Source organism: Nocardia grenadensis NBRC 108939 (genome assembly GCF_001613445.1).
Lineage (GTDB): Bacteria > Actinomycetota > Actinomycetes > Mycobacteriales > Mycobacteriaceae > Nocardia > Nocardia grenadensis.
On the sequence record NZ_BDCJ01000006.1, the window covers coordinates 432763 to 447644 of the forward strand.

The 14882-nt window shown below is 65.5% G+C and carries 15 protein-coding genes; 13 read left to right on the forward strand and 2 right to left on the reverse strand.

All coding sequences use genetic code 11. From position 1 onward, the window contains the following. The first annotated feature begins 100 nt into the window (after nucleotides 1-100). From NGR01S_RS08635 to NGR01S_RS08685, 11 genes are all read left to right on the forward strand, one after another. The gene (locus NGR01S_RS08635) at nucleotides 101-1951 is read left to right on the forward strand and encodes a hypothetical protein (RefSeq protein ID WP_063035623.1); all 1851 of its coding nucleotides are present in this window, start codon (nucleotides 101-103) and stop codon (nucleotides 1949-1951) included. Continuing rightward, on the forward strand, nucleotides 1948-2754 hold the full coding sequence (locus tag NGR01S_RS08640) for an ESX secretion-associated protein EspG (RefSeq protein WP_063035624.1): 807 nt from the start codon (nucleotides 1948-1950) through the stop codon (nucleotides 2752-2754). The genes NGR01S_RS08635 and NGR01S_RS08640 overlap by 4 nt, the downstream gene beginning before the upstream one ends. Before the next feature lie 137 nt (nucleotides 2755-2891). After that, nucleotides 2892-3206: a hypothetical protein gene (locus tag NGR01S_RS08645; RefSeq protein ID WP_063035625.1), complete on the forward strand. Its 315-nt coding sequence runs from the start codon at nucleotides 2892-2894 to the stop codon at nucleotides 3204-3206. After that, on the forward strand, nucleotides 3203-3502 hold the full coding sequence (locus tag NGR01S_RS08650) for a YbaB/EbfC family nucleoid-associated protein (RefSeq protein WP_063035626.1): 300 nt from the start codon (nucleotides 3203-3205) through the stop codon (nucleotides 3500-3502). The genes NGR01S_RS08645 and NGR01S_RS08650 overlap by 4 nt, the downstream gene beginning before the upstream one ends. Nucleotides 3503-3627: 125 nt before the next feature. Beyond that, nucleotides 3628-3945, forward strand: coding sequence for a hypothetical protein (locus tag NGR01S_RS08655; RefSeq protein ID WP_063035627.1), 318 nt, complete (start codon nucleotides 3628-3630; stop codon nucleotides 3943-3945). Then, a complete protein-coding gene (locus tag NGR01S_RS08660) occupies nucleotides 3942-5219 on the forward strand; it encodes a hypothetical protein (protein ID WP_063035628.1) in 1278 nt (425 codons plus the stop codon). Before NGR01S_RS08655 ends, NGR01S_RS08660 begins: the two co-directional genes overlap by 4 nt. 12 nt (nucleotides 5220-5231) lie before the next feature. Next, nucleotides 5232-5528 (forward strand): PE family protein, encoded by a 297-nt coding sequence (locus NGR01S_RS08665; RefSeq protein ID WP_063035629.1) that lies wholly within the window; start codon nucleotides 5232-5234, stop codon nucleotides 5526-5528. Between the two features lie 15 nt (nucleotides 5529-5543). After that, complete coding sequence (locus tag NGR01S_RS08670) at nucleotides 5544-6518, forward strand: PPE domain-containing protein (RefSeq protein WP_063035630.1); 975 nt, start codon at nucleotides 5544-5546, stop codon at nucleotides 6516-6518. A 25-nt stretch (nucleotides 6519-6543) separates the two neighbouring features. Then, the gene (locus NGR01S_RS08675) at nucleotides 6544-7335 is read left to right on the forward strand and encodes an ESX secretion-associated protein EspG (RefSeq protein WP_063035631.1); all 792 of its coding nucleotides are present in this window, start codon (nucleotides 6544-6546) and stop codon (nucleotides 7333-7335) included. 90 nt (nucleotides 7336-7425) lie between these two features. Next, nucleotides 7426-7731, forward strand: a complete 306-nt coding sequence (locus NGR01S_RS08680) for a WXG100 family type VII secretion target (RefSeq protein ID WP_063035632.1) — start codon at nucleotides 7426-7428, stop codon at nucleotides 7729-7731. A 32-nt stretch (nucleotides 7732-7763) separates the two neighbouring features. Then, nucleotides 7764-8054: a hypothetical protein gene (locus NGR01S_RS08685; protein WP_063035633.1), complete on the forward strand. Its 291-nt coding sequence runs from the start codon at nucleotides 7764-7766 to the stop codon at nucleotides 8052-8054. 66 nt (nucleotides 8055-8120) lie between these two features. Here the strand turns inward: NGR01S_RS08685 and eccE are convergent, their stop codons facing one another. After that, nucleotides 8121-9848 (reverse strand): type VII secretion protein EccE, encoded by a 1728-nt coding sequence (gene eccE, locus NGR01S_RS08690; protein ID WP_084480509.1) that lies wholly within the window; start codon nucleotides 9846-9848, stop codon nucleotides 8121-8123. Between the two features lie 60 nt (nucleotides 9849-9908). On the opposite strand from eccE, the gene eccB reads away from it, so the two are divergent. Next, the gene (gene eccB, locus NGR01S_RS08695) at nucleotides 9909-11420 is read left to right on the forward strand and encodes a type VII secretion protein EccB (protein ID WP_307718767.1); all 1512 of its coding nucleotides are present in this window, start codon (nucleotides 9909-9911) and stop codon (nucleotides 11418-11420) included. Nucleotides 11421-11462: 42 nt separating this feature from the next. Here the strand turns inward: eccB and eccA are convergent, their stop codons facing one another. Next, nucleotides 11463-13280, reverse strand: coding sequence for a type VII secretion AAA-ATPase EccA (gene eccA, locus NGR01S_RS08700; RefSeq protein ID WP_063035635.1), 1818 nt, complete (start codon nucleotides 13278-13280; stop codon nucleotides 11463-11465). Between the two features lie 123 nt (nucleotides 13281-13403). Here eccA and eccD point away from each other — a divergent pair, with 123 nt between their 5' ends. Next, nucleotides 13404-14879 (forward strand): type VII secretion integral membrane protein EccD, encoded by a 1476-nt coding sequence (gene eccD / locus NGR01S_RS08705; RefSeq protein WP_084480511.1) that lies wholly within the window; start codon nucleotides 13404-13406, stop codon nucleotides 14877-14879. Nucleotides 14880-14882: the final 3 nt, after the last annotated feature.

A 14882-nucleotide genomic window follows, 5' to 3' on the forward strand; every position in this document is an offset into this window, starting at 1 on the left:
CTACCACTGGTTTGCCCGGGGCCGAACGCATGGGTGACGATGAACAGGGCAACCTGTCCGGTTTTCCGATGTTGCCGAGATAGTCGAGGAGTCAGGACGTATGGAAGACAACACCCCTTCCGGGCCGCCGACACCGGACCCACTGCCCATGCCCGGTAACCCTTGGCCGGAGCTCAAACGGCGGGCCACCCGGTCGAAGGACCCGTTGATGTTCGAGCAGCAGGCTGCCTACGAACTGGCGAAAGCGGCGGCGGAGACCATCACACAGCTGCGAACGCTGCAGTGGGGAACCCGTAGTCTCATGAATCTGTCCCCGTTCTCCGATCTTCCCTCGGGTGAGGCTCTCGCCGCCAAGCTGTCCGACCGTGGTACGGAGATGTATCGAATAATTGATGCGCATCTGAGCATTCTGCAGGACATGATGGACACCTTCATCGCCGCCGGGAAGCATTACGACGCGGGCGAGCAGGAGAACGAGGCGCTTTTCGACAAGGTCGAGACACGCTTCATCGAAACCGATTATCCGACCTTCGATACCAAAGTGCCCGAGATAAAGGTCGACAAGGGCAAGATCTTCGGGGAAGTGGGGGACGTGTCGAAGCGGCTGCGGGAGAGTAACGATTTTCTACCATCGACTGTCTGGGGGGAGAGCAAGAGGCAGGAATGGAATCGGCTGTATCGGCTCGGCGATTATCTGAAGAGAAATTATTCCGCCAAGCTGGCTGCCGAAGCTTCCGGCATATGGAAGTGGATGGGGGATCGTATTCAGCCGACGTTCACCGAACTGCTCAACCGGGTGGATTCGGTGACCGCGGACCAGTGGTCGGGGCCGGGATCGGAAACTGCTGTCGCGGCGATCAAGCAGTACGCGGACGGAATAAAACCACTTCGTAAGAGTATGTATCTGGTCCAGGACAATTTGATCTATACAGCTGGCTGGCTGGGTAAGACCGCGGAGAACACGCCGCCGCAAGCAAAAAACCCGGCCGATAGCGACCCGAAACAGACGGATTGGCTTCCGCTCTATCAGGACCTTTTCGGAAACTACTACACCAAAGGCGTCGAGCGGTCGGCCGCTCGGGTACCACCTCTTGTCTATCCGGATGCGTCGTTCAAGGCCCTACCGCCGCTGGGGAAAGTCACGAAGAAGGGAAAAAAGGTCGACCATACGTCCACCACGGGTCGGAATACGCCCCAATTGGCGACCGGCGCTCCCGATTCCGGGGGTGCCGTTCCGGATCTCGCTTCCAGCTCGGCCCCCTATTCCGGTGGGGGTGCGCCGGGACAGCCGGGACCCATGCCGGGCTATCCGGGACCGGATCAGGCCGCGTCGCAGCGTGCCATAGATGCCGCCGCCGGTCGGCGGGATGCGGACTTGGCGGCCTACCAGCGAGACCAGCAGGCGGCAATGCGGCAGCAGGCAGCACTGCAGCGGCAAGCCGCCGACCGAGCCGAACAACAGGCCCTGCAGCAGGCGGCGCAGCAGCAGGCCGCACAGGCCGCACAGGCCGCTCAGCAGGCATTGCAGGCCGGGCAACAAGCTGCGCAACAGCAGGCGGCCGCCGAGCGCCTCGCGGGTTTGCCCGGTGTGCCGTCGGTGCCGGGCGCCGGCCTGGATCCGAAAAGTGGCGCACCGAAACTCGGTGGTGGAATCTCCGGTTCGGGAGCTCCTGGTACTCCGCTGAACAGGGATCTGTCTCAAGCGGCGAAGCTGTTTCCACGCGCGAGTAGCCCCGTCACCGCGGCCGGGGCACCGATGGCGATGAGCAGGGCGGGGATGGCGCCGATGGCCGGAGCCCCTGGATCACCGGGCGCGGCGGGTGCGGCCGGTAGAGGCGCCGGCGACGGCAACAATCAGCAGAGACGGCCGGCCTATCTCGAATCGGCCGATCACCTCGAGGAAGCGCTCGGTGAAGCGCCGCGTGTTGTCCGGCCGGTGGTCGAGAAATGAACCGTACGTGGCGTTTCACCGCCCTCGAGTTCGAGGCCCTGTGGTCTCGGTCGGGGCTGGACATTCCGCGTCCGTTCGTATTGGTCACCGACATCCCATACGAGGAGGACTACCAGCGCGAACTGCGGAGTATCCGGCAACGGTGGCGGTCCAACGACGATCCGGCGTTCGACCGGATCTGCCGGGATGTGAACGAGCCGGACCTCAGCCTCGTGGTACGGGGAATCGACGGCCGGGATCCGCGGAACGCGCGCGGCACCATCCGCATGCTGGGAGTCCGCCGGGAGGACCGCGGGTATCTGGTGGCCCAGTTGCCTGGTGAAACCGTCCACCACCCCGCCGGCTTCACCGTGACCGAATGCGATCCGCCTGCCCTGGCCGGTGCCGTAGTCGAATGTCTACCGAAAGTCGAGGCAGGGCGGCAGTCGCGGATCACCCTGCCGATGCCGCAGAGCGTCGATGAGATGGACCACAGCTACAGCGACTCGGGCGTGTGGGACTCTTTCGACGATGCAGGCCATGCCGCCGACCGGTTTCAGCGCGCGGTCCCATCGATGCTCGGGGCTATAGAGGTCTGCCAGGGGTTTTCACTCTACGGGCCGCGTGGCCGGGTGAGCTTCTGGTTGGAATGGCGTGACCTTCCCGACGATGGGAGATATGTGATCGGGTCGGCTCTCCCGCCTGTCGCCGAACCCGCGGATGCCAAACGTTTTACTGCCATGATCAATGTCGAGATCGCCGCCGTCATCCGGACCATCCGAGATGAGCGGTCGGGCGCCGGGCTCCCGGCATCGCCACAGTGACAGGGCGGCAACAGTGGCTGATCGTATTCGGCGAGCAGCGACAGTGATAGAACAGCTGGACGGTCCCCAGATTTGGCGGGTCCTGCCTTCTGGCCCCGATTAAGCTATCTGAGCAGCATGAACAGATAAGGGATGCCATGTGGTCCGTCACGTCGCGGAGCGGCTCGATCGAGATCGAGACAACCGAACAGGGATTGCCGATCGCTCTCACGATCGAGCGGGAGGAGCTGTCCCGGCCGCCCGGCGAGTTGGCTGCCGAGATCGTCAGACTGTGTAAGCGCTCGGCGAACCGGGCCGGCCTCGAACGCCGGGCGGAACTCGCGGCGGCGGGTCTGAGCAGTGAGATGCTCGCGTTGACCGGGCTGCCCAAACCGGAGGACGTCGCGCACCAGGAGTTGGTCGAGGAAGCCGAATACGATGTCGAACCGGAGAGTTGGATGAGGCCGGTATGAGCCGGGCGATGGACGAACTGGAGGCGCGGGCCGGCAACGCGCTGAACCGGTTACGTGACCTCACCGATCAGATGAAAGCGGTTCGGGTGCGGAAGGTCTCTCCGGACGGTGTGGTGACCGTGGAGGTCGACGGTAACGGGGCGATGTTGGATCTGGAATTGTCCGCGAGAACAGCGCAATTGTCGCCGAAGGAGTTCGAGCGGATTCTGGTGAGTACGGCAGCGGAGGCCGCGCGGTGCGCCTTCGCGGAGCGGGCCGAACTGGTCACCGCCTTCAATCGAGGAAATTCGGAGTGAACGGAGCGCATATGGGCGATCGAGGGCGGTTCCGGTTGTGCCTTGTGAAACACCGTTGTACGACGAACCGCATGCTGCGGTAGGTTCGCGTCGGTTCAATTAACTTCTGGCAGAGCAGGTTTGCGATGAATCATCTTTCAGTCACCTCTGACGCGATCCGCGGCTACGCGGATGCGTCGGCGACGATGGCCGCTGATGTGGTTGTTGCCGGCGCGACCAACCAGGCCGCCACGCTCGCTGCCGCGATACCGGTGTTCGGTGTGATCGGCCAGGATTTCCTGGCGGCTTTCGTGGTCGCTCAAGCCAACAACCTGTCCTCGGTCGCCGAACTGGCGTACGTGCACGGAATGACGGCGGTCGCCGCGCACGAGAGCGCGGCTCTCTACGACGCCACCGAGGCGGCCGCAGTGACCGATTTCGTTACGGTCAGCAAAGAGATATGACCCCACCGATCGACCAGTCGGTACTGGATCTGCTGCGTCAGAGCGCGGCCGGCCCCGCGCTCGATCGGCCGGTGAACGATGTCCTGAGAGATATGGGATTGCCTGCGCTGCCCGAGATCTCGGGTTTGCCGCCGCTACCGGAGATGCCGCCACTACCGGTCATCGATCTGTCCCTGCTCGCCAAACCGCTCACCGATCTCGCCGCCGGTTTCGGCACCGGGCAGCTGCCCTTCGCGAGCGGTGTCGGAGCCCCGGACACCGATCCCGCGCAGGTTCTTTCACAGGTGTCCACCGTGGTGCAGACGGCGATGACTGTCGGTTCCTCCGCGCTTCAGGTCGCGATGATGCTGTGGCAGGGGATGGGTGCCTCGGCCGCGGCGGACAAGGCAGGTCAGGCGGCCGCGGACGGAGCGGCCGTATCCGCGCAGAGCGCGCAGACCTCGCTCGGAGTCACGGCGGCGGCGGGCAGCGTATTCCAGGGCGCGACGCTGATGGCGGCGATCATCGCGAAATTCATGGCCTCGGTCACCGCGGCGGCACCGTTTCTCACCACCGGTGCCGGACAGGTTTTCTTGATGGCGATGACCACCGAGACGATGGCCGAGGCGCTGGCGGTTGTCGCCAAGACGCGGGGTGAACTCACCGTGCACAGCGGGGCCATGACCGCGACCGGAACCAAGATACCGGTCACCGGAGCGCCCAAGAATGTGGACCCGAGCCAGACCATCTCGCAATTGATGCAGCTCGTCCAACCGTTGACCCAACTGGCGACCACGGGCGGTCAGGCGCTGCAAGCCGCGCAGACCGCGTTGAATCCACCGAAGTCCACTGTCGAACGAGACAGGGAACCGGGCGGAGCGCGTCTCGAAGGTGGGGGCGCTGTGCCCGCGGGCGCGGTCGGCGGGATGGCCGCGGGGGCCGGTGGCCCCGCTCGTCAGCTGGCTTCGTGGTCCGGTGCCCGGCCGGGCGGATCCCTTGGACCGGCGGGTATGAGTGTGCCCGGCGCCGAGCCGGCGGCGTCCACCCCGGCCTCGGCCGTACGCGGCGCGAGCTCCGGCCCGAGCGTCATGCCGATGGGCGGTAACGCGGCCGCGGCCGCGGCGCGCTCGGGCGAACAATCGGCCGACGGACTGCGCGGGCTGCTGGTCACCGAGCAGCACGGCAACGAAGTAGTGGGCGATCTGGAAGGCGCGTCGCTGCCGGTGGTCGGCGCCGCCGAACAGGTATCGCAACGGCTGGATTCCGATTCGCCGGACAAGTCGCTCATCCTCTGACAGGAGCAGGTCATGGAAATCGAACCGACCCGGGCACACAGAGCGGCGGCCGCGTTGGACACTCTCGCGGCCCGGTTGGAGACCGACCTGGATCGGTTGATCCCCGCTCTCGCGGTCGATCCCGCGGGAACGGACGAAGTGTCGGTACGTGCGGCCGAAACCCTGCGCGGCGTCGCGTCCTCCTATGACGACGCCGCGACCGCCGGGGTGCTGGAGATCCGGAAGTTGGCCGCCGCCCTGCGTTCCCATACCGATGCGCTGGTTCGGATGGACGAAGAGAACGCCACCGACATCATGGCAGCGAGATAGCGGCGAGGCATACCAATGGTCGAACCACCGGTAATCGGATTCACCGGTGTCGTCTGGCCCGCCAGACCCACCGAACAGTTGTCCCGTGACCTGACCACGGGCCCCGGAGCCGCGCCGATGGCCGAGGCGAGTAGGGCATGGACGCAGCTGGCCGCGACATTCGGAGCCGCCGTCATCGAGTACGAGCAGATAATGATCGGACTTCGGGAGTCGTGGCGGTCACCGGAGAGCGAAGCGGTACTCGAGCGGATCACCGGGTTGCGTGATTGGCTCGTCGACGCGGCGGCGGCCGCGGGCCGCAACGCCGGACACGCCGGTGGTCATGCCGTCGCCTATGAGGTCGCCAGGCTCGCGATGCCGCATATCGCCGAGGTGGCCGCGTTGGAGGACCTGAAACAAAGCGTCGAGCATGCGGGCGCCGCGCTCGGCGCGCCTCTTGTCGCGGTGGCGGCGCAGGTGGACGGCGAACAGAGCCTCGCACGGGCGAACGCGGCACGGGTGATGCAGAGCTACGAGTCGGCCACGACCTCCCTGGCCGATCCCTGGACACAGCAGCGTCCGCCGGTCATCGCGACGAGTGCCGCGCTGGAAGCCGAACAGAGCACGGCGCGGGCGACTGCATCGGTCGTCGGGCCCGCCACCGCGGGCGGCCGATTCGCGGTCCTCCCGGGTCGTGCGGCCTCGCGCGCGAAAGTCGCGTACCGGGCTCGAACCGTCGCCCAGTCGGTATCCGCGCCGGAAGTCGTGCCGGCGAAATCGCTCGCGGCGTCGAGCGACAGCGCCGCGAGCCGGATGTCCCCGGGCGGTATGGGACCTGCGGCGGGTGCGCTCGGTGCCCTCGGTGACGGCGACCGTGTGGGCCGCGCCGGCGCCGCCGGCACCCCGCGGCCGGGTGCGGCACTGAACCTGGAGGCGGGGTTCGACGCGGCACCACCGGTTCTCGGCGCCGCCGAGCGTATGTCGGCGCCGCAAGCCGAGGCACGGCCGTGATACCGCCGGAATACTGGAGCCCGGTATGCCGACTGTGACCAATGACGGTCTGCTCGCTGTATCCGAACTGCTCGGTATCCAAGCCCTACCGTTTGTCCTCGGGGTGGGTCCGCGACAGGATACGGTCGAGGCGTGGCACGCGGCTCGGCAGGAGGCCTACGGCGAATTGCGTGCCGCCGGATTGATCGACACCTACGACGAGGTGGAAACAGAGCTGGCCACCGCGGTACGGGTGCTGGCGCAGCCGGACCGGGAGCTGGTAGCGCGGATCCACACCGAAACCGGCACGATCCGGGTATGCCTGGCACGTCGCGGATTCGAGCACGCGTGGGCCACTCGAAGCGGCTCCGTCTTCGATATCCGTACGGTCTGGGCGGATGAGAACGGGGCGGTGCTGGCCCGCCCGTTGCTGAAAGTTCTCGGGCCATGTAGTCCAGCGCCTGTCGCCGGATTCAGTGCCCTCGCCGATGAACTGTGCGTGCGGTTCGACGGAGCGAAGACCTCGAGCGACTTCGCCCAGGCGCTGTACACCTTGGGTGTCGCCGACCAAGGGGACGCGATCGAATTCGGGCTCGCCATGTCGACGTGTCACGCGCACGCCGAGATCGTCGCCTACGCCCATCGCGACGGGGTGACCACACAATCGTCCGGAGCGGTCGCGGTATACGACACCTCGCGAGGCCGAATCGTGGCCGGCCCCGGCACCGACACGGACCTGCGGGTCTGGTCCACCTTCACATCGGGTTCCGACCACCGGATCGGGCAGGCCGTCTCCGGGCTGATCGAATCGCTGCCCGGAGGAAGGTGGATGCCCTAGCTCGCACGTCGACGAGGGCCGGCCGTGCGCGAGCTTCTCGATATCAACTCGATACACCGTGAACAGAACTGACGAGGAAAGGTCTACAGAATGAGCGAATCAAGCAAGGTCAGTCTCGACGATGCCGCCGCCGCGGATGTGGTGAACGACTTCATGACAGCCGTCGGGGAAATCAAGAAGACTATTTCGAATATCGGCACCGATATCGAGGCCGCAAAGCCCGGTTGGCAGGGTGATGCCAGTACCGCGTGCGCCAAGAAGGCCGTCGAATGGCAGGACGAAGGTGATCGCCTGAACGCCAAACTCGATCATATGACGTCGCTGCTCTTCGAGGGCGGTAAGACCAAGAACGAGGTCGACGCCGGTAACGTCGACTCCTTCACCAATCTGGTCTAGTCGACCCCACCTCATCCCTGAAAGGACCGGATATGCTCTACGACCCCAAATACCTCATCCCGCTCATGGACCAGTTGGATCACCACCACAAGGCGCTGCAAACCCAGATTCGCCAGCTGGAGACCGCAGCTGACAAAATGATCAAGGTCGCGTGGGAAGACAATGATTCCGCCATAGGCTTCGCGAACGCGCACAAGAGCTGGGAAGGCGAATTCAGCGACACTGCCGAGATTCTCGAGGCGCTCCGTGACGCCTGCGACCGCGCGCTCGGCAACGCCCAGCATGCCGACAAGAAGGTCTACGACAGCTTCGCCGGGATGTAGCACCGGCCGGTGTGTTCTCCGCCACGGCCCGTTCACGATGTCGGTGAACGGGCCGTGGCGGCATGTTCAGTAGGTCGACCCCGGCTCGGCGCCCATAAAACTCATCTCCGCCGGGGTGGCGACCATATGGACGGTGGTCGTCTCCGTCGCGGTCCGGACGGTGACGAGGTTCGCGGTGTGGAGGTCCTCGACCAGCGTGATGTCACCGGTGAAGTTCCCGATGGCTTCGCTGCCGTGGGGACGTAGCAAGATCACGGTCGCGTCGGAGTGATGAGTGGACGGCGGGATACCGTCGTAGACGAATACCGTCGCCGACCGATACGAGCTGGCCTGTTGGGAGGCGGCGGACCAGGATGCCAGCGACAGCGCCTGCGGTGACCGGACCCGGTCCACCATGGACCGCCAGGCGTCGTGGCGATTGGTGTGCACCACCACGGTCTCACCCAGCGCGATCGCGCGCAGAATCACCTGTTTCGCGATGAGCAACTCGCCGACCACCTCCACTCGCCGGACGTATTGGCCGACCAGTGGCAGCGCGACGCCCTGTCCGGACGAATCGGCACCGATCACCTGCCCGCAGCCGATGATCGGGGTGAAGAGTTCGGCCAGCGAATCCGGTGTACCCAGGTAGCTTTCGATCGGTAGGCCCGGGCCGGTCGCGCTGATCGGGAGGCGGTCCAACAGCGCACGGCGATGCTTGCCGGCCATCGGTATCAGGCCGGGGACCGCGATGCGTGGCGGTTCCAGCCGGGCGTCGAATCGGACGACCGCGGAAACCGAGATACTCGCCGGGCCGGCCGTGCTCCGGTCGGTCGGGGCATCATCGGCGCGGCGCAGGCGCAGGGTGACCGTCGTCGTGAGGCTCGGCGTGGCCCAGACTTCGGCGAGCCCCCGCGGGCCGAGCGCTTCCGGGGTCATGCGATAGCTCGCGAAATGTATTCCGTTGTATTCGACGCTCGATGCTGTCTCGTTCAGCTGTGTGAGATCGGCGCCGTGGGTGAGTTGGTCCACAGTGGCGGTGATCTCGGCGGCGGACAGCACGGATACCGTGAGGTCTCTGGCCGCCAGACGGTTGGCCACGCGCCGGGTGGCGACGATGGCGGATCGCAGTGCTCCGGTGGAGCCGCCGCCGCGTCTGTTCACCGCGGGCGCGTTGGACAACGGATCCAGGCGTAACACGACCCAGGCTGTTCTATGCGCCACCGCGGGCAGTGGTCCGAGGATCTGTTCGTACACGACCGCCACCGGGCCCGCGTCCGACGTACGCGATCCGGTATTGATCACATCTATCGAATCCAGGTCGATATCGAATTGGTCGAGGCAGCGCGCGATTTCCGGCAGCGGCACCATATCGCCGGTATTCAGGCCGTTCGGGCTCAGCAGCGTCACTGTCTGTGGTTGCGCGTCGACGCGCAGCATGGTGAGCAGTCGTCCGCCGTCCCAGCGCATGCCGTAGCTACCGCCGTCGGGCACCGGTACATCGAACGGCGCGTGGTTCGCCTCGTCCGACGGGCGAAACAACGCATACCGGCGGAATGCGAATGCTTCACCGAGGAGAGCGGCCAGGCATATGCCCCGCAGGGGCACGAGCATAACCGCCACGACGAGTACGCCGGAGGCGACAGCGGCATAGACCGGCGCGCCGAAAGCGATAATGATCAGCGCGATCGCGCAGGCAAACAGCAGCACGGGAATCACACGGCGCAACGGAAGCGCCCGGAACAACCAATACTGAGGTGAACTCAGCGGTGGGGCCGAAACCCGTGCGGCCGGCTCGGCTGTCGTTGTCGCCATATCCTCATCATGGACTGATCTTCTATCGCTTCGCTACTGTAGTCGCGTGCGGCGGTGACCATGTTCGTGAATACGAGCGCCGAACGCCGACGCCACTTCTATATCCATGTCTTGTTCGGAGGTTTCGTGCCGGCCCAGTTGACAACGCGTGCCCAGGTCAACGGGTACCGGTTTCTGCTGCGTCGCTACGAGCACGCGATGGTGCGGCGGGACGTGCGCATGCTCCACGATCCGATGCGATCGCAATCCCGCTCGTTCATCGTGGGTGCGGTACTCGGAATCCTGGTCATCGCGGGAGCGGCGATCATGTCGTTCCTGCGACCACAGGGCGCGATCGGCGACTCGAAGATCGTGATGGCCAAAGAGACCGGTGCGCTGTACGCCATCGTCGACAACACGATGTATCCCGCGCTGAACCTGGCCTCGGCCCGGCTGATCACCCAGAGCAGCGAAGCGCCGGTCTCGGTGAAGGAATCCAAACTCGGTGATATGGCGCGCGGTCCGCTGGTCGGTATCCCCGGCGCGCCCGCGACGCTGCCCGGCTCGTCGGCCGGGGACCGGTCGTCATGGACGCTGTGTGACACCGTCGCGCTGTCCGCCGCGGGCAGCGCGGTCGAATCGACGGGGGCGGCGTCCGCAGTGCTCGCGGGCTCCCTGGCCACCGACACCGACGCCGCGGCGCGGCCGCTGGCTTCGGCGAAAGCGCTGCTGGTGGTCCGCGACGGCAAAACGTTCCTGTTGTTCGACGGTAAGCGGGCGGAAGTGGATCCCGCCAATTCGGTGATGGCTCAATCACTCGCACTACACGACCATCGGCCGCGGCCGATCAGCACGGGGCTGCTGAATTCGGCGGTCCAGGTGCCGGCCTTGAATCCGCCGCAGATCGAGCGCATCGGCGAAGCCGGGCCCGGCCGGTTGTCCGATGTGCCGGTCGGCGGTGTAGTCCGGGTGCGCGGGGTGGATGCCGACGAGCTGTACGTGGTACTGGCCGACGGTGTGCAGCGTGTATCCCCGTTCGCCGCCCAGGTGATCCGTAACGCGAATTCACAGGGCATGACCGAGATCACCACTGTCCCGCCGGACCGGTTGATCGGGATCCCGGTGCTGACCACACTCGCGGTCGAGCACTTCCCCCGGGAAACCCCCCAGATCGAAACGGCCGAGGAATCGCCGGTGGGTTGCATATCGTGGACCGGGGACGCCGAGACGTCGACGGTGACGATGCTCGCGGGCCGTGAACTGCCGTTGTCGGAATCATCCACACCGGTCGAACTCGCCACCGCGGACGGCACGGGTGATCGTTTGGACGGCTCCTATATCGCGCCGGGTACCGGCGAGTTCGTTCAGGCAGCGGCCATGGACTCGGGCAGCGCGCGCCGGGGCAGCCTCTTCTACATAGCCGACAACGGTATTCGCTACGGCATCCCCGATGCCCGGACGGCCGCCATCCTGGGCTTGGAGGAAAAGCCACGACCTGCGCCGTGGCCGATCATCGGTCAGCTCGTACCCGGCCCGACGCTCTCGGCCGGGGAGGCTCTGGTGAGCCATGACACGCTACCGATGGGGCACTGATCGGCCTCTGTCGTAGCGTGAATGATCTATCCCTTCACGCATTCAGCGCAATGTGGACAGGACGCTGGACAGCGCATTGCGCATATCATCGGCTTCGATGCGCATGAGTACCGATTCGTTGATATCGGTGAGGTCGAGGTTCTCGTCGTTGGCAAGCCGGAACTCACGTTCTTCTTCGGCCGTCTCGATCATATTCCGGATGAAGCGCCCGTTACCGGCCAAGTCGATACCGCGGCGCGGTTGGCCGTTCTGGTCGGTGCTCTCCTTGTCGTAGAGCTCCGCGCAGGCCTCGACGAGGAGGGCCAATGCCTCGTCGGTGATTTCCGAATCCCGTTTCCGGGCGATGAACTGCCCGATCTCACCGAGTTCGACCGGCGTGTAGGAATCGAACTTGACCCGTTTCGCGAACCGGGAGGCAAGACCGTCGTTGGCGGCGAGCAGCCGATCGATTTCGCCGTCGTAACCGGCGATGATGACCACCAGCCGGTCACGATCATCTTCCATCCGGGCGAGCAGGGTGTCCACCGCCTCGCGCCCGAACGCGTCCCCGCCCTGTAGCCCGGACTGGATCAAGGTGTACGCCTCGTCGATGAACAGCACGCCGTCCATGGCGCTGTCGATCAGATTGGAGGTCTTGATCGCGGTACTGCCCAGATGCTGACCGACGAAATCGGCGCGTTTCGCCTCGACAAGCGAGTCCGTCTTCAGCAGACCGAGCCCGCAATAGATCTTGGCCACCACCCGGGCGACGGTGGTCTTACCGGTGCCGGGTGGGCCCGTGAAGGCCAGATGCTGCCCGCGCGGCGCGCTGGCCATGCCCTTCTCCGCGCGTATCTTCGCCAATTGCGCGGTGGCCTGTAGTTTGGCGACCTGGGTCTTGACCGCGGCAAGTCCGATCTGCGCGTCGAGTTCGGCCCGTGCGTCCGCGAGGATCAGCTTGGCTTTGTCGTCGCGCTCCTCACGGCCCATCTGCTCGACAGAAGGAGCCGAGGAAGGGTCCCAGCGATCGGTGCGTGCATCGATCTGCTCCTGGGTGGTGACCGTGAGGCGGTACTTACGGTCGCGCATGGCGTTGGTGTTGGCCTCGAAATCCGGTGCCTCCGAGTACACCTTCTCGAAAATGGCCTGCGCCTCGGATTCTTTGCCGGTCTCACGCAGACACAGGCCGCGGCAGAAACGGGCCGTGAGCGCGGCCGCCGGGATCGGGCCGTGCTCGGCCTGTTCCATCCGGCGGATGGCCTCGCCGAACAACCCCAACTGCGCACATGCCGTACCGACCATCACGTGCGCCGCCGCGGCCATAAAGGGATCGTCCCATTCGGCGGAGCCCGCGAGTACCGTCATCACATCGGACCAGCGCTGGGTCTGGTAGTGCAGCGTCGCACGGACATAGGCGCAGATACGGTCGTCGATTTCGCGCTCGGGGTGCGAGAGTTGAGTTCTGCGATGCTCGGCGAGTTCGTCGAGTACCCGCTCGGCCTCGTCGTAGTCACCTTCGCCGATCAGTGCGGACGCCTGGGCCAACCAGATCTCGGTATAACTCGCCAGCGGATAGTCGATGTACTGGCCGATGACGAAGCGACCCGCCATTTCACGGGGCTGCAATCCGAGGCGGCGTTGTTCCCGGAACAGGGAAGTCGAACTCGTTTTGTACAAGTTGAACAAGACCTCGCTGGTTACCTCACCCGCCGCGGCACGGCCCAGCCAGGCGTCGCACATATCGGGATCCCACTCGGTCGCCCGAGTGAATGCCAATTTGGCATAGTCCAGGTCTCGGGCGGATTCCTGGCCCTCGACGGAGAGGCCCAACGACAATACGCCGGCATCGAAGGCGCGTTGTGCTTGGCGGTTGCCGGTCATGTAGGTAAGCCCCCATAGGCCACGAAAACTGCGGGTTCTCATCGAGCATACCGGCTGGGGTGGGTATAGATTGAGCGCGTCATCAAGTTCGACAGCGTGAACGTGTAGGGAGTCAGTCAGCTCGTGAGCGAGTCGTCGACCAGCGGCGTGCAGGCGGCTGATCCTGATCTGTGTCGAGTCTCGGTGATCGGTGGGAATACCCAGCTGGACCTGGGATTGCCTGCCACGATCCCGATCGCGTCCTTTATCGCGGACATCGTCGATCTCATCGAATCGCGAACCCCGGATCTCACCGAACACGAAGGCGGTGGGGCGCCCCCGCGGACCACACACTGGACACTGGCCAGAATCGGCCGGGACCCCATCTCACCGAACCAGACCTTGACCGACGCCGAGGTCTTCGATGGTGAACTGCTCGTACTACGTTCGGTGACCGCCAAGGAATCACCCGCGCTGTTCGACGATGTCATCGATGCGGTGTCGCGGTTGACCGCCGCGTCGTTTCGTAGTTGGACACCGGGCGCGGCACGCTGGATGGGTGTGGTCACCGCCTTGGGCGGACTGCTCGCGGCGCTCGGATTGCTGATGACCGCGAAGCAGAACGGTGCAAGCATCTACCTCGGCTTCATCACCGTGGGTACCGGACTCGCGGCCATGGCCGCGGCGGTGATCGCGGTCCGCAAGTACGGCGCCCTACTCGTCGCGGTGATGCTCTCGCTGTACACGCTGCTGTCGGGCGCCGCCGCGGCGGCGCTGTTCGTCCCGGGTGATCCCGGGAGTCCGCACCTCCTGCTGGGCTGCGTAACCGCCCTGGTGATCACCCTGGTGGCATACAGCGTCACCGGGGTCGGCGCCATGATGTGCGCGGTGGTCGTCACCGTCGCGGTGTGCGGCGGGTTCGCGGCCTTCGTCCGAATGGTGTGGGATATCGAGACACCGAAGATCGCCGCGGGTGCCCTGGTCGTAGCGTTGATCGTGATCACCATGGCGCCACGGATAGCGGTGGCGGCCGCGCGTCTTCCGGTGCCCCCGGTGCCGACCGCGGGCGGTGCGATCGACCCGGCCGATCACGAGCCGCGACCGACAATCGAGGATATCGGCGCCATCGGCGCCACCGCGCTGCCGTCGGCAGCCGGACTGGAGCGCCGGGCGACCGCCGCGAACCACTATCAGTCCGGTCTGCTGCTGGGCAGTGTCGTCACGTCGGTCCTCGGCGCGGTACTCGCGGCCGATCCGCTGGGCGCGGCGCGCTGGCAGGGCATCGCGCTCGCGGTCGTGATCGGGCTGATCCTGTGCCTGCGTGGACGATCGTTCGCGGATCTGCTCCAGGCGAGCATCTTGATCGGGGGCGGTGCGACAACATTGGTCGCCGTCTCGGTCGCTGTCGGGCTCGGACCGGCCGCCACCCCGGTGTCGGCGGCCTGCCTGCTGCTCGGCCTGTCTGTCGCGATGCTGTACTTCGGTGTGATCGCACCGCATATAGAGATGTCGCCGGTGGTACGCAGACTGGGTGAGATCCTCGAATATCTCCTGATCGTCACCATCATCCCGCTGGTGTTGTGGATCATGGACCTCTATTCCGCCGCAAGAAATCTATGACCG